This window comes from Vibrio natriegens NBRC 15636 = ATCC 14048 = DSM 759, from assembly GCF_035621455.1.
Lineage (GTDB): Bacteria > Pseudomonadota > Gammaproteobacteria > Enterobacterales > Vibrionaceae > Vibrio > Vibrio natriegens.
On sequence record NZ_CP141822.1, the window covers coordinates 850,575 to 869,289 of the forward strand.

Consider the following 18,715-nt stretch of genomic DNA (forward strand, 5'->3'; position numbering starts at 1 on the left):
AATTTGCAGTAATTGGGTTGAGTTTCCTGATATGCAAAAACGGGCTGTGCAAGCACAGCCCGAGATTGTAACTCAACTGTTGGAATATACTTAGTCTTCCAATAACTTTTGTAACAAAACCCCGTTTAACATTGCACGCTTGATCATGGCGAATGCACCCATAGTTGGCTGCTTGTCGATTTGTGAGGCAACAATAGGAAGAGCGTTATGGAACGTTTTTAGCGATTGATTTTCAACGTTACGTTTAATGGCCGGGAATACAATTTCTTGCGCTGCGGTAATATCACCAGCGATAACAATTTTCTGTGGGTTAAATAGGTTGATGGTGATAGCAATCGCTTTACCTAGCTGGTTACCAACACGAACTAAGCTTTGCTTGGCGAGTTCATCACCGTTAACTGCATGTTCGCACACATCCTGAATGGTGATATTTTCCAGCTCAGTTAGGCTGGATTCGTAACCTTGCGCGATTAGCTGCTTTACACGGTGTATGATTGCTGGGTTTGCAGCAACTGTTTCTAAACAGCCAAAGTTACCGCATTGACACTGTTCACCCAATGGATCGATTTGGATATGACCAATTTCACCAACGTTACGGTTAAAGCCAAGAAACACCTGGCCATTAACAATGATACCTGCACCCGTGCCGCGGTGGACACTGACCAGAATTGAATCCTGACAATCTTGGCTTGCGCCAAAGTAGTGCTCTGCTAGAGCCATTCCGCGAACGTCGTTACCAACGAAACAAGCGGTATTAAACTTCTCGCTAACAATTTCACCAAGGGCCAGGTTATCAACATCCGTATTTGGCATGTACTCAACCACACCGGTAGATGGGTTAACTAAGCCTGGCAGGGTAATACCAATGGCAATCAACTGCTCGATTTTATCCTGGTTGCGATTCATGAAACTTTTCAGTAAATCGATTAAACCAGCAATCAAGTCTTCCTGATTGGTGTAGTGCAGCTCATGCTGATCTTCGGCAAGTGCGGTACCGCCCAAGTCGTACAAGCAGAACTGAATGTAGTCACGTCCCAGACGAACGGCGACTGAATGAAAAGGTTTTACTTCAGTGGTCAGTGAGATAGCTCGGCGACCACCGGTAGAAGCTTGCTGCGCGACCTCTTTAATCAGGCCACGCTCTAAAAGTTGGCGGGTTATTTTGGTAACACTCGCGGGAGCCAGCTGGCTAACGTCCGCGACTTGAATACGGGAGATAGGACCTTGCTGATCTATCAGCCTGTATACCGCAGCGCTGTTAAGCTGTTTTACTAAATCTACATTACCAATTTGTCCGCCATTCATGCTTAATTGTGCTCGTATTGTCCGTTAACAACCGTCGCTTTTACATTGAAGTCACGATCGAAAACAGTCAGGTTTGCTACCATGCCTGTTCGAATTCGGCCAAGTTTATCTTCAACCCCAATAGCGGTTGCTGGATACAATGTGGCCATACGTAGAGCTTCGTCTAAAGCGATACCTGCGTGCTCAACCGTATTCTGAACTGCTTCAATCATAGTCAGGGCTGAGCCGCCTAGTGTGCCATTTTCATCAACACACTTACCATCTCGGTAATATACTTTCTTACCGACAAAAATAAAGTGATCAATGTTAGCACCTGCTGGAGCTGTGGCATCCGTCACCAAAACAAGCTTCTCACCTTTGATTTTATGAGCAATTCTGATGTTTGCGTAGTCTACGTGGAAACCATCGGCGATAATTCCAGCATAAACTTCTGGCGTGTCGTAAATTGCACCAACCACTCCAGGTTCGCGTCCAACCATCGGTGTCATCGCGTTAAACAGGTGAGTCGCAAAGGAAATACCAGCTTCAAAGCCTTGACGAGCTTCTTTATACGTAGCGTTAGTATGTCCGATAGAAACAACCACACCAGCCGCTTTTAAGCGTCGAATATGCTCAGGGTCATTCTGCTCTGGTGCAAGCGTCACCTTCGCGATGATGTCACTATTAGCACAAATCAGATCAATCATGTCTTCATCTGAGGTGCGAATAAAGTCGACATTGTGGATGCCTTTTTTCGCGACGTTAAGATACGGTCCTTCCAAGTGTAGACCTAGTGATTGATTTTGGTATTTATCGTGGTATTCGCGAGCTGCCGTGATCGCGGCACGCATGTCTTCGTCTGAAGAGGTAATCAGTGTCGGCAAGTAACTAGTACAACCAGACTTGAGGTTTGCCTCATGCATGATTTGCATTGTTTTTGGTGTGATGTCGTCATTCAACATAACGCCGCCACAACCGTTTAGTTGAAGGTCAATGAATCCTGGACTTAGGTTCGCACCATTTAGATCTTTCACCTCGATGCCTTTCGGTAGTTCGGCAACTGGTACAACGGATTGAATTAGGTCGTTTTCGATGATGACCGCATGTTCTTGTAGAACATCACTACCGGTATAGATTTTACAGTTAGTTAGCGCGTACATAGTCAGCTAGTCCTTATAGTGAGAATTCATGTCTGTAATGCTATCTAAAGGATGACGATTTGAGTCATGTGGTTACTTAGTATTTACCAAGAAATTAGATAACGAGTTACATAAGGCAAGTTGTGTTTATTTCGACCATGGTGGAGTAACTAACTATAACGGACTGAAAAATGATAAATGAACTTTTTTACTGATTCTTTTTCAGAGCGAAGTTACCGTGGTTACTCGCTGTAGACTAAAATAACACTGATTCTTCCTTACATAAAGTGCGAGGATGTTATCTTGCAAATGCCATTTTTTTGTATGATAAAATAAGTTTTATGATCCCGCTAGCAAAAACCTCCTTTTAGGGTGAATTCTGGTGATTAGGATCACAAACAGTGAGCTTTTAATTTGCGGAGCAAAATTAATGTCATAAACTGAAGAGGACTAAATTGAACGACTAAAATAAGTTATTCAACATAACATCTAATCCTATAGGGGGAACTAAAGGTGAATATTCTCGGATACGCGCAGAAGTTGGGTAAAGCTCTTATGCTTCCTATCGCGACCTTGCCAATCGCAGGTTTGTTATTGCGTTTGGGCCAACCTGATGTACTTGATATTGCGTTTATGGCGCAAGCGGGTGGTTCAATCTTCTCTAACCTTCCGTTACTGTTCGGTCTCGGCATCGCTATCGGTTTGTCAAAAGACGGCCAAGGTGCTGCAGGTCTTGCTGGTGCGGTTGCGTACTTCGTACTCACTGCTACAGCGTCAACAATTGATGCTTCAGTTAACATGTCATTCTTCGGCGGTATCATTGCAGGTATCATTGCCGGTCACTCTTACAATGCTTTTCATGCTACCCGTCTTCCTGAGTGGTTGGCATTCTTCTCTGGTAAACGTCTAGTGCCTATTATGGCGGGCCTTTTTGCTCTAGCCGCTGGTGCTGTTGGTGGTATTGTATGGCCAACGATCCAAGGTGGTCTGGACGCACTTGCTCACGCTATCTCTACATCTGGTGCTATCGGTCAGTTTGTATACGGTACGCTTAACCGTGCGCTGATTCCTGTCGGTCTACACCACGTACTAAACTCGTTCTTCTGGTTCGGTATGGGTTCATGTCAGGAAGTCCTAATTGCGGGTGCTTCTGCTGCAGGTCAAGCTCTGCCTACAGTACAGCAGCTTTGTGTAGACCCAGCTCTAGCTAAGACGCTTGTTGTTGGTCAAACTCACACATTTGAATTTGCTAACTCAGTAACACCTGAAATCACAGCAACAGTGAAAGAAGTGACAGAGACAATTAAATCTGGTGACCTACATCGCTTCTTTGGTGGCGACAAAGGTGCTGGCGCATTCATGAACGGCTTCTTCCCAATCATGATGTTCGGTCTTCCTGGTGCGGCACTTGCTATGTACTTTGCAGCGCCTGCTGAAAAACGTGGCCAAGTTGGTGGTGCACTGTTCTCAGTAGCATTCTGTGCATTCCTAACTGGTATCACAGAGCCACTAGAGTTCATGTTCATGTTCCTAGCTCCTGCACTTTACGCGATTCACGCAGTGTTCACTGGTCTGTCGCTAGTTGTTGCTAACATGCTTGGTACGCTACACGGCTTCACATTCTCTGCTGGTCTAATTGACTACGTGTTGAACTTCGGTCTAGCAACTAAACCTCTACTACTTGGTGCAGTTGGTCTTGGCTTTGGTGCTCTATACTTCTTCACTTTCACATTCGCTATCCGCGCTTTCAACCTGAAATCGCCTGGTCGTGAAGGTGATGAAGAGACAGCAGCTGCGCCATCTGGTGAAGCGAAGAGCGGTGACTTGGCTCGCCAATACCTAAAAGCTCTTGGTGGTCACGAGAACCTAACGGCAATCGATGCTTGTATCACTCGTCTACGTTTGACTCTGAAAGACCGTTCTGTAGCTGATGAAGCTGTACTGAAAAAACTTGGTGCTAAAGGTGTTGTGAAACTAGGTGAGAACAACCTTCAAGTTATCCTTGGTCCTCTAGCAGAAATCGTTGCTGGCGAAATGAAAGCAATCGGTGCTAACGAAGACCTTTCGAATGTGAAATTACCATAATCACATTGTACGAATGAATCGAAGAAGACCTCCCTTGGGAGGTCTTTTTTTATATTGTGGCTTCTATTCTGCTGCGGTTTCATGCTAACTCGATAAATATTGCCGATTTAGCACGAGTTCTTGTTGTCTAATTGCTTAGAATTGTGGATCATTAGAAGTAATTCACTCTGCATTTCCATACTTGGATGCAGAGTGCCGTTTTCTCTGACAATACTAATATTTTGAGGTGCTATAGATGAGTGAAGCTGATGCTCGTCCATCAAACTTTATTCGCCAGATCATTGATAAGGATCTAGCGGATGGTAAACACACTAGCGTGCATACTCGATTCCCGCCGGAGCCGAATGGCTACCTGCATATCGGTCATGCTAAGTCTATCTGTTTGAACTTCGGTATTGCTCAGGACTACCAGGGTCAATGTAACTTACGTTTTGATGATACAAACCCTGAAAAAGAAGACATCGAATACGTTGAGTCTATCAAGAAAGATGTAAACTGGTTAGGCTTCGAGTGGAGTGGTGAAGTATGTTACTCATCAAACTACTTCGATAAGCTTTACGAATATGCAATTGAATTGATTAATAAAGGCTTAGCGTATGTAGATGAGCTAAGTCCAGAGCAGATTCGCGAATACCGCGGCACACTAAAAGCGCCAGGTAAGCCTAGCCCGTACCGTGATCGCCCTGTAGAAGAAAACCTGGCGTTGTTTGAAAAAATGCGCGCGGGTGAGTTTGAAGAAGGTAAAGCTTGTCTTCGCGCTAAGATCGACATGGGTTCTTCATTCATGGTCATGCGTGATCCGGTACTATACCGTGTTCGCTTTGCTACTCACCATCAAACAGGTGACAAGTGGTGCATTTACCCAATGTACGACTTTACCCACTGTATCTCAGATGCGTTAGAAGGCATCACTCACTCAATTTGTACGCTTGAGTTCATGGATAACCGTCGTCTTTACGACTGGGTACTAGACAACATCACCATTGATTGTCGTCCTCATCAGTACGAGTTCAGCCGCCTAAACCTAGAATACACAGTAATGTCTAAGCGTAAGCTGAATCAACTAGTGACTGAAAAGTTAGTAAACGGCTGGGATGACCCGCGTATGCCAACTGTTTCTGGTTTACGTCGTCGTGGCTTCACGCCAGCATCTATTCGTGAGTTCTGTAAACGTATTGGTGTTACAAAACAAGACAACATGATTGAGTTTGGCTCACTAGAATCTTGTATTCGTGATGACCTGAACGAAAATGCACCGCGTGCAATGGCTGTACTTGATCCTGTAAAAGTTGTTATTGAGAACTTTGAAGAGGGTAAGGTAGAAAGCTTATCTCTTGCTAACCATCCAAATAAACCAGAAATGGGTGAGCGCGAAGTACCGTTTACTCGTGAAGTTTGGATTGAGCGTGAAGACTTCCGCGAAGAAGCGAACAAGAAGTACAAGCGTTTGGTGCTAGGTAAAGAAGTGCGTCTTCGTGGTGCTTACGTGATCAAAGCTGAGCGTGTTGAAAAAGACGCAGAAGGCAACATCACTACCATTTTCTGTACTTACGATGCTGATACTCTGGGTAAGAACCCTGCTGACGGCCGTAAAGTAAAAGGTGTAATCCACTGGGTATCAGCGGATAAAGCATTACCAGCGGAAATTCGTCTATACGACCGTCTATTCACGGTTCCGAATCCTGCTGCTGCTGAAGATTTTGCTTCGACGATTAACCCTGACTCACTTGTTGTGATTAATGGTTTCGTTGAGCCAAGTCTAGCGTCTGCACAAGCAGAGGAAGGCTACCAATTTGAGCGTATGGGCTACTTCTGTGCTGATTCGAAAGACTCAAGCGCAGATAATCTAGTGTTCAACCGCACAGTTGGTCTTCGCGATACTTGGGCGAAAATTGAAGCTAAATAATTGAGCTAAAAATAAAAATGCCAGTCCTGAGACTGGCATTTTTTATATTTGGTGAAGAGATAACTGTTAAAATAAAAGCGCTCATTGAGCGCTTTATTTATATTTAGTGATTATTTCTTTGGCTTGTGTGCGTTTGGATCGTCTTTACAGCTACCATCACCACATTTACCGTATAGGTAAAGGCTATGGTTAGTCAGAGTAACGTTGTATTTAGACGCAATTTCTTTTTGACGCTCTTCGATAAGATCGTCTGAAAACTCAATAACTTCACCACAGTCTAGACAAACTAGGTGGTCATGGTGGTGTTGAGTCGACAGTTCAAAAACTGATTTACCACCTTCGAAGTGGTGACGAGTGACGATACCTGCATCGTCGAATTGGTTGAGTACTCGATAAACGGTTGCTAGACCGATTTCTTCACCTAGATCAATCAACTTTTTGTACAAATCTTCAGCACTGATGTGCTGGCAGTCTGGCTGCTGAAGTACTTCTAGAATTTTTAGCCTTGGAAGGGTTACTTTTAAACCCGCATCCTTCAGCGCCTGATTATTATCTGACATATACTTTCCCGTTGGATCATCTGCAGCGATTTAACAGAATTCAATATTCCTACCATTATAGGCGAATGGCCAAAAACATTAAACCACGAACTTCAAAGGGTTAATATATTCTTTCTTTGTAAATTAGAAATTGGTCAATTATATTAGACCTCTTACCAGTTACATTTTAGTAACATAAATCGCGCAGAGAGCAGGGATTGCAATGGATAAGCGGATTGCCAAAATTTACAAACCAGGAATCATAAAATTTGGGCTCAATCTTTGGCCCCCATTCTGGGGAGCTGGAATTAAAATCTTACATATTTCTGAAGACTTTCGTTTGGTGAAAGTACGTTTGAAATTGAGCTGGTGGAATAAGAACGCCAATCGGACTCAATATGGGGGAAGTATTTTTTCTCTTACAGATCCCATTTACTCAATGATGCTGATTGGGATTCTGCGGGAGGAATATTATGTGTGGGATAAAGAAGCCAGCATTAACTTCATTAAGCCCGGACACAGTGACTTGTACGCAGATTTTGAAATCTCAGAAGGGATGATTGAAGATATATTTGAAAAGACACGTAATGGAGACAAATGGTTTCCCGAGTTCACTATTTATATCAAGGATAAGGATGGGAACGTGGTGTCGGAGGTAAAACGCAAGCTCTATGTTCGTAAAAAGCCTCAGTACCGAGAGGAGGAGGTCGTAACGGAATCCTCATAAACGTTACATACAAAAAGACCTCCAGAGCGGAGGTCTTAAATAAGATTTTGCGATTAGCCTTCAAGCTCAGCTAAACACATCTCTTCGTAAATCTGTTTTACCCAATTCTCAACACGTTCATCGGTTAGCTCTGGTTGACGGTCTTCATCGATACACAGACCGACGAATTGACTATCGTCGCCTTCAACAAGCGCTTTAGACGCTTCGAATTCATAGCCTTCAGTTGATGTATGGCCAAGGATAGTGCCGCCTTTTGACTCAACGATGTCACGCACGGTGCCCATCGCATCACAGAAGTACTCTGCGTAGTCTTCTTGGTCACCACAACCAAAGATAGCAACTAACTTCGTAGAGAAGTCAATTTGCTCAAGCTCTGGGAAAAAGTCATCCCAATCACACTGAGCTTCACCATAGTACCAAGTTGGGATACCTAGAAGTAGAAGATCAAAGTTATCAATGTCTTCTTTGCTGCTTTTCGCGATGTCTTGAACGTGAACTAGTTGCTTACCTAGTTGCTTTTGAATCATCTTTGCAACGGCTTCAGTATTACCTGTGTCGCTACCGAAGAAGATACCTACACTTGCCATAGAGTCTATACCTTTACATTGTTTGTTGTTGGCGATGGTACTAAGGGTTTAGCCTAACCCCGAGCCTTCCCACGTTAGCTGAATTATCCCTTTTGCGATAAAACCAGCGCAGCCTAGAAAAAGGACTAACCATACAATACGACGACCAAAAACAGGTACATTGCCTTGCTTTAGCACATCTTTTATTGCCATCCCGATGAAGAAGAAGATAGCAGCAAAAAGAAGATCGAGCCCGATAGATTCGAGCATATCCATGTAGTCGTAGAGCATTGTAGTCCTTCATGCCGAAAATTATTGCGCGCACTATACCACTGTTAACCAGTAAAGTTAATGCAATACCAGAGTGGTTATTCCAATAATCAATGGTTGTTGGTGAATTTGTTAAGCCGAAATGTGTTTCCTGATCACTCGCATGACTTCGGCTGGCTTTTCTGCATGTAACCAATGCCCTGTGTTGGCGATGATATGTGCTTTGGCACGCTTAAATTGTCTTTGTACGGCAGGCTGATGCTCTGGCATTAAATAATCAGAATCTCCACCCTTAATAAAGAGGGTTGGGATCTCGGTTGGTGTTATCTCTTGCCAGCCAATAATTTCCGCGTAATTTTTCAACAGGCCTTCTACGTTAAAGCGCCATGACATTTTATCACCGTCTTTATATAGCGACTTCGACAGAAACTGTCTCACGCCATCTATCTCAACGTGTTGCGCCAGCACATCCATCGCTTGCTGGCGGCTCGTTGGTTCTTGGGCTATGACCGCTTGAAGACCGTTAAAAACGTTGTCATGACGATTCGTCGTATAGGCGACCGGAGCGATGTCTAATACAACCAGTTGTTTGACAAATTGTGGGGCGATGTCGACAAGTTTCATCGCAACTTTACCACCCATCGAATGCCCAATAATGATGGCCGGATCAATGTTTAAGTGGTGAAGCAACTCGGCAACGTCTTGTGCCATATCGCTGTACGTGTGGGTATCCGAGTGGAAAGAGAGGCCATGGTTGCGTAGATCAATACTGATCACCGAGTAATCTTGGACAAGATCACGAGCCAAAAGGCCCAGATTACTTAAACTACCAAACAATCCATGAATCAAAACAACTGTTTGGCCTTGGCCTTCCTGCTTATAGTTGAGTAATGCTGACATTTTATCTTATTCGTGATGGGTTTAACGTGGAGTATCCGCAAGGATCTCATTGTATAGCCAAATGACTCCAAGTCATTCTCGCTGAACCTAGCTTCTTGAAGTTATTTGGGTATAATTCCACAGAGTTTAAACATTGAGAATGTGAAAAGCGAATGAAAACAATTGAGGTTGATGAGGATCTATACCGTTACATTGCTGGTCAAACTAAGCATATCGGCGAAAGTGCCTCGGATATTTTGCGACGCCTTTTAAACCTTGATGGTGAGTTGCAGGAAGCAAAAGTTGCGCCTGTAGTAGAGAAGCCACAAGGGATTGTAGTAAGTAAAGATGCAGGTAAAACAGAGCAAATAGATACAGTGAAAGAAATGCGTTCACTGCTAATATCTGATGAGTTTGCTGATCTTAAGAAAGCGATTGATCGCTTCATGTTGGTTCTATCAACATTACACAAATTAAATCCAGAAGGATTCGCACAAGCGACAAATGTGAAGGGACGCAAGCGCGTTTACTTTGCTGATAATGAAGAAACCCTGCTGGCTAACGGCAATACAACCAAACCTAAGGCCATTCCAGAAACACCGTTCTGGGTTATCACAAATAATAATACCAGCCGCAAGAGACAAATGGTTGAACAAGTGATGGCGCACATGGGATTCCAACCGGACTTGATAGAAAAAGTAACAGGTTCAATCTAAGAAACCTGATAGAAGCCTCATAATGTTTAGCATTTAGCGGATATTATGAGGCTTTTTAGTTTGTGATTTTTATAGAAAGGATGTCAGACATGGCTATGCACCCTCGTGCTGGGCAAAAAGCGCAGCAGGAAGATCTTCATAATATTCCGGCGTTAGTTGCGAATTATTTCTTACTTCAACCTGATTCGACCAACCCAGACCACAAGGTTCAATTCGGTACATCAGGTCACCGTGGTACTGCAGACAAGCATACCTTTAACGAAAATCATATATTGGCTATTGCACAAGCGGTTGCAGAAGTCCGTGCAGAGCAGGGCACGACAGGGCCACTGTTTGTCGGTAAAGATACGCACGCATTATCAGAGCCAGCTTTTTCTAGTGTTATCGAAGTATTGATTGCGAACGGCGTAAAAGTGATCGTTCAGCAAGACAATGGTTACACACCAACCCCAGGTATCTCACACGCTATTCTGACTTACAACATCAAACACGATGAGAAAGCAGATGGCATTGTGATCACTCCTTCGCACAACCCACCTCAAGACGGCGGTATCAAATACAATCCGACTCATGGTGGACCTGCGGAAGCGGAATTGACTCAAGCGATTGAAGACCGTGCGAATGCACTGATTGCAGAAGATCTAAAAGGTGTGAAACGTCTGCCTCTGCAAGAAGCAAAAGCGTCTGACTTGTTTGTGGAAGTCGATTTAGTCAAACCATATATCGATGATCTGGTTAACGTAATCGATATGGAAGCTATCCAAAAAGCGAACCTAAAGATTGGTGTTGATCCATTAGGTGGTAGCGGTATCGATTACTGGCGTCAAATTGGCAAGGCTTACAACCTAGATCTGACTCTGGTTAGTGAAGCGATTGACCCATCATTCCAATTTATGTCACTGGATAAAGATGGCGTTGTTCGTATGGACTGTTCTTCACCATACGCAATGGCAGGTCTGTTGGCGCTGAAAGATGAATACGATTTGGCGTTTGGTAATGACCCAGACTATGACCGCCACGGTATTGTGACACCAAAAGGTTTGATGAATCCGAACCATTACCTGGCTGTATGTATCGACTACCTATACCGTCATCGTGATGCGTGGGGTAAAGACGTCGCGGTTGGTAAGACACTGGTTTCGAGCGCACTGATCGACCGTGTTGTGGCGGATCTTGGTCGCGAGCTATGTGAAGTACCTGTTGGTTTTAAATGGTTTGTTGATGGCCTTTACACGGGTAAGTTCGGCTTCGGTGGTGAAGAAAGTGCAGGTGCTTCTTTCCTACGCAAAGATGGCACTCCTTGGTCAACAGATAAAGATGGTATCCTGCTTTGTCTACTAGCAGCAGAAATCACAGCAGTAACGGGTAAAAACCCTCAAGAGTACTACGAAGAGCTGGCGGCGAAGCATGGTGAATCTAAGTACAACCGAATTCAAGCAGTAGCAAACGGTCCTCAAAAAGACGTACTGAAAAAACTGTCTCCGGAAATGGTCTCTGCAGAAACACTGGCTGGTGATGCAATTACGGCACGCCTCACTCACGCTCCTGGTAACGGTGCGGCGATCGGCGGTCTAAAAGTCACCACTGAAAACGGTTGGTTTGCGGCTCGCCCATCTGGTACAGAAGACATCTACAAAATTTACTGCGAAAGCTTCAAGGGTGAAGAGCACCTAAAACAAATCGAAGCCGAAGCGCAAGAAATTGTTAATCAGGTATTTGCAGCAGCTGGCTTGTAAATGAGACAATTTTCTAAATCGTAAAGCTAAGGGTTGATGTGTAAGCATCAACCCTTTTTATTTTGATTTTTCATAGATTAAAGAAGATAGCGTTCAGCGCCTCAAAGCTAGTTTGGCCAGTGATCCGGTACAATAAACCAGAACTCACCATCTTCAGTTTGTGCATGCTCAAATCGGCCCGACGGTTTCTCAATAGGGTGGGAAAAGTCATCGGTACCCATCGCCCAACAAGGTTTGCTCAGATGATAAAGCGGCTTTGGAATCAAGTCCCATTGACTTTGGTAGCACCAATATCCGCTTATTTGAGAGGCATTAAGCTCATAACCCAAACACTCCGTTGGCGTTGTCTCCGAAGAAAACGGATTAATATAGAGACGGCCTTGCATCAGCAATCGCTCTTTTGGTGGTGTATCTAGTGGGAGAATTTGCTGGAATTCAGGCCTTTCGCTCATTTTTAATTGATGAGTCAGCATTCTATCCAGTTTTTTATGTAATTGATCATGGGCATTGGGGCCGTACCAAACGCCTTGATGAAGCAGGTAGAACTTAATGGCAACTTCCCAATGTTCCAACTGACCTGACTCCGTATTTTGCAACACTAAATCCACTGCACCAATCGTTCTTCCAGTGTGGTCATTGAGTTGAATCTCCTCTGCGACAACTTGGTATCGTTCGGAATGAGAAAGCACAGCAGTACACAAATGCTGATATAAAAAGCCCAGTCTTGGATTACCACTATATTGTTCAGATTCGCATAACGGCGCTACGGATAAATCTTCAAGTGTTGCAAATGGTGGACGCAATTGGAAAAGTGGTGGCGATGTTGCGATCCAATCATAAAAGCGTTGCAATTGATTCATCCCGTTTCCTTTTAACCCTTAGCTTTAGCAATAAAGTGACGAAGCAGTATTATTGTAACGAAATTTGCCAACGATGGGGACACGATGTCTGGCATCAGTATCTAGGTTCGATATACACTTTAAACATGCATTAGAAATTGGAAGTGATGATGAATAACTTAAAGCTAGAACAGATTCTTAACGATAAACTATCACCACAGTTAATTAAAGATTACGCACCGAATGGGCTGCAGGTAGAAGGGATTCCAACCGTAAACCGCATAGTTACTGGTGTTACGGCTTCACAGGCTTTGATCGATAAAGCAGTTGAACTTAATGCTGACGCATTGCTTGTCCATCATGGATACTTCTGGAAAGGTGAACCTGAACCAATTCGCGGTATGAAAGGAAAGCGAATCCGCAGTTTAATTAAAAATGATATTAATTTGTACGGTTATCATCTTCCTCTTGATATTCACCCTGAACTTGGCAACAACGCTGAGCTGGCAAAATTGTTGGAAATTGACGTTGAAGGCGGCCTAGAAGGTCATCCGCAGTCAGTCGCGATGTATGGACGTTTGAAAAAGCCGATGTCAGGTGCTGATTTTGCGAGCAAGATCAATCAAGTACTTGAGAGAGAACCCCTGCATATTGCACCAGAAAATGCAGATAAAATGATTGAGACCGTAGGGTGGTGCACCGGTGGCGGGCAAGACTTTATTGAATTGGCCGTGCAGCACGGGTTAGATGCCTTTATCTCCGGTGAAATATCTGAGCGCACAACGTACACTGCGAGAGAAATGGACATTCATTACTTCGCCGCCGGACATCATGCAACAGAGCGTTACGGTATTAAAGCGCTTGGTAAGTGGTTAGCCGATGAGTACGGTTTGCAAGTCGAGTTTGTGGATATTGATAATCCGGTCTAGCGCAGAACTATAAGAAAAAATAAAAAAGGGTTGAGATTCACATCTCAACCCTTTTTTTAGCATTTCACTCAGTGATTATTCACGCTCATGAAGCGGAGAAAATTCACGTTGTGCCTCACCAGTGTAAAGCTGACGAGGACGACCAATGCGGTTTAGTGGATCGCTGTGCATTTCGTTCCAGTGAGCAATCCAACCAACGGTACGAGATAGAGCGAAGATAACCGTAAACATTGATACTGGAATACCAATCGCTTTAAGAATGATACCTGAGTAGAAGTCTACGTTCGGGTACAGTTTCTTAGAAACGAAGTACTCATCAGAAAGAGCGATACGCTCAAGTTCCATCGCTACGTCTAGTAGAGGATCTTGGATGTTTAGCTCTTTAAGAACTTCGTGACACGTTTCACGCATTACTGTTGCACGTGGATCGTAGTTCTTGTAAACACGGTGACCAAAGCCCATCAAACGGAATGGGTCATCTTTATCTTTCGCACGTTCTACGTACTCTGGAATGTTATCGACGCTGCCGATTTCTTCCAGCATCTTCAGACATGCTTCGTTAGCACCACCGTGCGCTGGGCCCCAAAGAGATGCAATGCCAGCGGCAATACATGCAAATGGGTTAGCGCCAGAAGAACCAGCAAGACGTACTGTTGATGTTGACGCGTTTTGTTCGTGATCCGCGTGAAGTGTAAAGATTTTATCCATAGCACGTGCAACGACAGGGTTCACTTCATACTCTTCACATGGGTTTGCAAACATCATGTGTAGGTAGTTTTCCGCGTAGTTTAAATCGTTGCGTGGGTAGATAAATGGCTGGCCGATAGAGTATTTGTAACACATTGCCGCCAGTGTAGGCATTTTCGAAATTAGACGGTACGCCGCAATTTCGCGGTGTTCGTCGTTATTAATATCGAGCGAATCGTGGTAGAAGGCTGCTAATGCACCGACTACGCCACACATTACCGCCATTGGGTGAGCATCACGTCGGAAGCCGTGGAAAAAGCTTGCGATTTGCTCATGTACCATAGTATGACGAGTAACGGTTTTCTTGAATTGCTCGTATTGGTCTCGGGTAGGGGCTTCACCATAAAGAAGGATGTAACATACTTCTAGGTAATCTGCGTTATTGGCTAATTGATCAATCGGGTAACCGCGGTGCAAAAGAATACCTTTGCCGCCATCGATATATGTGATTGATGATTCACAAGATGCAGTGGCAAGAAAACCAGGGTCAAAAGTAAAGTAACCATTAGCTCCTAGTTTACGAACATCAATTACAGGAGTACCTAAAGTACCTTCCATAATTGGCAGTTCGATTGGCGCTTTGCCTTCAACATGAAGGGTCGCTTTCTTATCCGCCATAACAATCTCCTTTGTTTATTATTTAATCCGTCCAGGATGTTTGTGTGCAATGTTTTTACTGTTGTTAAGGCGTAAAGTCAATTTTTCTACATCTTTGTGTGCACTTGTTATGATTTTTTCTTTGAAAATCGTTAAAAATCTGTTCTATGTAGCATAATTTGTTACACCAATTGTATTAGAATGTTGCTCGCCGTATATTGGCAAAGAAAATTTTAGTTAAATCCTTATAAATTCGGGGCTATAACAAAGTGTGAGGTTTGGTGATGGCTCCCGGTGTTAACAACTTGTTTACAGTATTCTCGGTGATTATCGGTCGTATCTGTTAAATAAATGTTAACTTTTGTACATTTGGACGCTGAAATTGGTTATAACAATAAATGCTCAATGGAGCTGAGTGAGCAAGCCCGTGAAAGAAAGAAAGTCAAGACCTGTTAATTTAGATTTACAGACCATCCGCTTTCCTATCACAGCAATCGCATCCATCCTGCACCGTGTGTCCGGGGTAATCACGTTTGTTGCGGTAGGTATACTACTTTGGTTACTGTCCATTTCTCTGTCATCCCCAATGGGTTTTATGGAAGCCGCCGATATCGTCGATAGCTTCTTCGTAAAATTCATCCTATGGGGCATTTTAACTGCACTTGCATATCACATTGCTGGTGGTATCCGTCACCTGATGATGGATCTAGGCTACTTTGAAGAGCTAGATTCAGGCACGATGAGCGCGAAAGCTGCTTTTGGTGCGACTGCAGTATTGTCACTATTGGCGGGGATAATGGTATGGTAAAACACGTTTCTTCATTTGGTCGTAACGGTGTACACGATTTCCTACTGATTCGTGCTACTGCCATCATTATGACTCTATACACGATTTATCTGGTTAGCTTCTGTGCATTCTCAGATATCTCTTACGCATCTTGGACCCAATTCTTTGGTGGCACTTTCACCAAAGTATTCACCATGTTGGCTCTTGTTTCTGTACTGATTCACGCTTGGGTTGGTATGTGGCAAGTGTTCACCGACTATATTAAGTGCGCGAAACTTCGTGGCGCATTACAACTTGGTGTTATTGCCGTTCTATTCGGTTATGTCTTCTCTGGTCTATTTATTTTGTGGGGTGCGTAAGTGTCTATTCCAGTTCGTGAGTTTGACGCCGTAGTAATCGGCGCTGGTGGTGCAGGTATGCGCGCTGCACTACAAATTTCAGAGCAAGGCCTTTCATGTGCTTTGCTATCTAAAGTATTCCCAACTCGTTCTCATACAGTATCTGCGCAGGGTGGTATCACCGTTGCTCTAGGTAACTCGCATAAGGATGATTGGCAGTGGCACATGTACGATACCGTAAAAGGTTCTGACTACATTGGTGACCAAAACGCTATCGAATACATGTGTAAGAATGGTCCTGAGTCTGTTATCGAACTAGAAAAAATGGGTCTTCCATTTTCTCGTTTTGACAATGGTTCTATCTATCAGCGTCCATTTGGCGGTCAGTCAAAAGAGTTTGGTGGTGAGCAGGCTGCACGTACAGCAGCAGCGGCAGACCGTACAGGTCACGCGCTTCTTCATACGCTTTACCAACAAAACGTTAAGCACAAGACAACCATTTTCTCTGAGTGGTATGCACTAGACTTGGTGAAAAACCAAGATGGCGCGATCATGGGTTGTACAGCGATTTGTATGGAAACAGGCGAAATCTGTTACTTCAAATCAAAAGCAACCATTCTTGCTACTGGTGGTGCAGGTCGTATCTACGCTTCAACAACTAACGCACACATCAACACTGGTGATGGTGTTGGTATGGCTCTACGTGCGGGCGTTCCGATGCAAGATATGGAAATGTGGCAGTTCCACCCGACGGGTATCGCTGGCGCAGGTGTTCTTGTAACAGAAGGTTGTCGTGGTGAAGGTGGTTATCTTCTGAACAAAGACGGCGAACGTTTCATGGAACGTTACGCTCCAAACGCGAAAGACCTTGCTGGTCGTGACGTGGTTGCGCGTTCAATGATGATCGAAATCCGTGAAGGTCGTGGTTGCGATGGCCCATGGGGTCCACACATTAAACTGAAACTGGATCACCTTGGTAAAGAAGTGCTTGAGTCACGTCTACCTGGTATCTGTGAACTGTCTCGTACATTCGCACACGTTGATCCAGTTAAAGAACCAATTCCTGTAATCCCAACCTGTCACTACATGATGGGTGGTGTTCCAACTCAGGTTTCTGGTCAAGCAATTAAACAGCTTGCTGATGGCAGCGAAGCGGAAGTTCAAGGTCTATTCGCTTGTGGTGAAATCGCTTCTGTATCGGTTCACGGTGCAAACCGTCTAGGTGGTAACTCACTACTAGACTTGGTGGTATTCGGCCGTGCGACAGGTCTTCACCTTGGTGAAACACTTGCAGCCCAAGTTGAAGCTCGTCCTGCAACTGAATCTGACATCGAAGCTTCTCTGGCGCGTACTATGCGTTGGGAAAACAGCACAGGTGGCGAAGATCCAGTACAAATCCGTAAAGATCTGCAAAGCTGCATGCAAAACAGCTTCTCGGTATTCCGTGAAGGTGATGCGATGGCAACAGGTCTGGAAGAGCTTAAAGTTATCCGTGAACGTCTAAAAGATGCTCACCTAGCGGACAAGTCTTCAGAGTTCAACACTCAGCGTATTGAGTGTCTAGAGCTAGATAACTTGATGGAAACAGCGTTCTCAACAGCAGTTGCTGCGAACTACCGTACGGAAAGCCGCGGTGCGCACGCTCGTTTCGACTTCCCAGATCGTGATGACGAGAACTGGCTATGCCACTCAATCTACAACCCGGAAACTGAAGCGATGACTAAGCGTGATGTTAACATGACGCCAGTACACCGTGACGCGTTCCCGCCGAAAGTACGTACATACTAAGGGAGGATATGACTATGAAACTGAACTTCTCTTTGTACCGTTACAACCCGGATGTAGACACTAAGCCTTACATGAAAGACTACACACTTGATGTAGAAGAAGGCTCAGACATGATGGTTCTGGATGCGTTGATTCTGCTTAAAGAGCAAGATCCAAGCATCGCATTCCGTCGTTCATGCCGTGAAGGTGTTTGTGGCTCTGACGGCCTGAACATGAACGGTAAAAACGGCTTGGCATGTATCACACCATTGTCTGCACTACAAGGTGACAAGATCGTAATTCGTCCACTACCAGGTCTACCTGTGGTACGTGATCTTATTGTTGACATGACGCAGTTCTATGATAACTATGCGAAAGTTAAGCCATTCTTGATCGATGATGGTGCATTACCACCTTCTCGTGAGAATCTGCAGTCACCAGATGACCGTGCTCATTTAGATGGTTTGTACGAATGTATCATGTGTGCATGTTGTACAACTTCTTGTCCGTCATTCTGGTGGAACCCGGACAAATTCATCGGTCCTGCAGGTCTTCTAGCGGCTTACCGTTGGTTAATTGATAGCCGCGATACGGCAACAGATGAACGTTTGTCTGATCTTGATGACGCATTTAGCGTTTTTCGTTGCCATGGCATCATGAATTGTGTAAGTGTTTGTCCGAAAGGACTTAACCCGACGAAAGCAATCGGCCATATCAAGTCGATGCTGGTAAATCGCTCGGTGTAATTTACTCGTAGATGAACCAGTTGCAGTGTTGTGTAAAGTAAACCCCATCACTGCGCTGCAACTGCATAACTCGAGTAGACGAATATTAAAATTGCCGATTTTTTAAGTCGGCTATTTA

At 44.3% G+C, this 18,715-nt stretch carries 18 protein-coding genes; 10 read left to right on the forward strand and 8 right to left on the reverse strand.

Translation table 11 applies throughout. The features are described from left to right. Nucleotides 1-90: 90 nt before the first annotated feature. Nucleotides 91-1,305, reverse strand: a complete 1,215-nt coding sequence (gene nagC / locus VER99_RS03975; RefSeq protein WP_020333369.1) for a DNA-binding transcriptional regulator NagC — start codon at nt 1,303-1,305, stop codon at nt 91-93. Nucleotides 1,306-1,307: 2 nt separating this feature from the next. Beyond that, on the reverse strand, nt 1,308-2,444 hold the full coding sequence (gene nagA, locus VER99_RS03980; protein ID WP_014231134.1) for an N-acetylglucosamine-6-phosphate deacetylase: 1,137 nt from the start codon (nt 2,442-2,444) through the stop codon (nt 1,308-1,310). Between the two features lie 492 nt (nt 2,445-2,936). Here nagA and nagE point away from each other — a divergent pair, with 492 nt between their 5' ends. Continuing rightward, a complete protein-coding gene (gene nagE, locus VER99_RS03985; RefSeq protein WP_014231135.1) occupies nt 2,937-4,508 on the forward strand; it encodes an N-acetylglucosamine-specific PTS transporter subunit IIBC in 1,572 nt (523 codons plus the stop codon). A 235-nt stretch (nt 4,509-4,743) separates the two neighbouring features. Next, nucleotides 4,744-6,414 carry a glutamine--tRNA ligase gene (glnS, locus tag VER99_RS03990; RefSeq protein ID WP_020333370.1) on the forward strand — a complete coding sequence of 557 codons (1,671 nt, stop codon included), beginning with the start codon at nt 4,744-4,746 and terminating at the stop codon, nt 6,412-6,414. A 110-nt stretch (nt 6,415-6,524) separates the two neighbouring features. Here the strand turns inward: glnS and fcrX are convergent, their stop codons facing one another. Further along, nucleotides 6,525-6,974, reverse strand: coding sequence for a ferric iron uptake transcriptional regulator FcrX (gene fcrX, locus VER99_RS03995; protein WP_014231137.1), 450 nt, complete (start codon nt 6,972-6,974; stop codon nt 6,525-6,527). A gap of 202 nt (nt 6,975-7,176) precedes the next feature. Here fcrX and VER99_RS04000 point away from each other — a divergent pair, with 202 nt between their 5' ends. Further along, complete coding sequence (locus VER99_RS04000) at nt 7,177-7,680, forward strand: DUF4442 domain-containing protein (RefSeq protein WP_020333371.1); 504 nt, start codon at nt 7,177-7,179, stop codon at nt 7,678-7,680. Nucleotides 7,681-7,733: 53 nt separating this feature from the next. On the opposite strand, the gene fldA is transcribed toward VER99_RS04000, so the two are convergent. The 3 genes from fldA to VER99_RS04015 all read right to left on the reverse strand — a co-directional run bounded on the left by fldA (nt 7,734) and on the right by VER99_RS04015 (nt 9,416). After that, a complete protein-coding gene (gene fldA / locus VER99_RS04005; RefSeq protein WP_014231139.1) occupies nt 7,734-8,267 on the reverse strand; it encodes a flavodoxin FldA in 534 nt (177 codons plus the stop codon). A 48-nt stretch (nt 8,268-8,315) separates the two neighbouring features. Further along, nucleotides 8,316-8,537 carry a DUF2788 domain-containing protein gene (locus VER99_RS04010; RefSeq protein ID WP_005461613.1) on the reverse strand — a complete coding sequence of 74 codons (222 nt, stop codon included), beginning with the start codon at nt 8,535-8,537 and terminating at the stop codon, nt 8,316-8,318. 111 nt (nt 8,538-8,648) lie between these two features. Beyond that, entirely contained in the window at nt 8,649-9,416 is a 768-nt protein-coding gene (locus VER99_RS04015) for an alpha/beta fold hydrolase (RefSeq protein WP_020333372.1), read from the reverse strand. A gap of 152 nt (nt 9,417-9,568) precedes the next feature. On the opposite strand from VER99_RS04015, the gene seqA reads away from it, so the two are divergent. Both seqA and pgm read left to right on the forward strand, forming a co-directional pair. Next, a complete protein-coding gene (seqA, locus tag VER99_RS04020; RefSeq protein ID WP_020333373.1) occupies nt 9,569-10,111 on the forward strand; it encodes a replication initiation negative regulator SeqA in 543 nt (180 codons plus the stop codon). Nucleotides 10,112-10,200: 89 nt separating this feature from the next. Next, nucleotides 10,201-11,847, forward strand: coding sequence for a phosphoglucomutase (alpha-D-glucose-1,6-bisphosphate-dependent) (gene pgm / locus VER99_RS04025; RefSeq protein WP_020334023.1), 1,647 nt, complete (start codon nt 10,201-10,203; stop codon nt 11,845-11,847). A gap of 107 nt (nt 11,848-11,954) precedes the next feature. On the opposite strand, the gene VER99_RS04030 is transcribed toward pgm, so the two are convergent. Further along, the gene (locus VER99_RS04030) at nt 11,955-12,707 is read right to left on the reverse strand and encodes a DUF1853 family protein (RefSeq protein ID WP_020334024.1); all 753 of its coding nucleotides are present in this window, start codon (nt 12,705-12,707) and stop codon (nt 11,955-11,957) included. Nucleotides 12,708-12,856: 149 nt separating this feature from the next. Here VER99_RS04030 and VER99_RS04035 point away from each other — a divergent pair, with 149 nt between their 5' ends. Further along, nucleotides 12,857-13,615, forward strand: coding sequence for a Nif3-like dinuclear metal center hexameric protein (locus VER99_RS04035; RefSeq protein ID WP_014231144.1), 759 nt, complete (start codon nt 12,857-12,859; stop codon nt 13,613-13,615). Between the two features lie 75 nt (nt 13,616-13,690). Here the strand turns inward: VER99_RS04035 and VER99_RS04040 are convergent, their stop codons facing one another. Beyond that, entirely contained in the window at nt 13,691-14,980 is a 1,290-nt protein-coding gene (locus tag VER99_RS04040) for a citrate synthase (RefSeq protein WP_020334027.1), read from the reverse strand. Nucleotides 14,981-15,374: 394 nt separating this feature from the next. On the opposite strand from VER99_RS04040, the gene sdhC reads away from it, so the two are divergent. The 4 genes from sdhC to VER99_RS04060 are packed head-to-tail and all read left to right on the forward strand — an operon-like array spanning nt 15,375 to nt 18,597. Further along, nucleotides 15,375-15,767, forward strand: coding sequence for a succinate dehydrogenase cytochrome b556 subunit (gene sdhC, locus VER99_RS04045; protein WP_014231146.1), 393 nt, complete (start codon nt 15,375-15,377; stop codon nt 15,765-15,767). Beyond that, on the forward strand, nt 15,761-16,105 hold the full coding sequence (gene sdhD / locus VER99_RS04050; RefSeq protein ID WP_014231147.1) for a succinate dehydrogenase, hydrophobic membrane anchor protein: 345 nt from the start codon (nt 15,761-15,763) through the stop codon (nt 16,103-16,105). The genes sdhC and sdhD overlap by 7 nt, the downstream gene beginning before the upstream one ends. Beyond that, the gene (gene sdhA / locus VER99_RS04055; protein ID WP_014231148.1) at nt 16,106-17,872 is read left to right on the forward strand and encodes a succinate dehydrogenase flavoprotein subunit; all 1,767 of its coding nucleotides are present in this window, start codon (nt 16,106-16,108) and stop codon (nt 17,870-17,872) included. It begins immediately after the preceding gene. Between the two features lie 14 nt (nt 17,873-17,886). After that, complete coding sequence (locus VER99_RS04060; protein WP_014231149.1) at nt 17,887-18,597, forward strand: succinate dehydrogenase iron-sulfur subunit; 711 nt, start codon at nt 17,887-17,889, stop codon at nt 18,595-18,597. Nucleotides 18,598-18,715 lie beyond the last annotated feature (118 nt).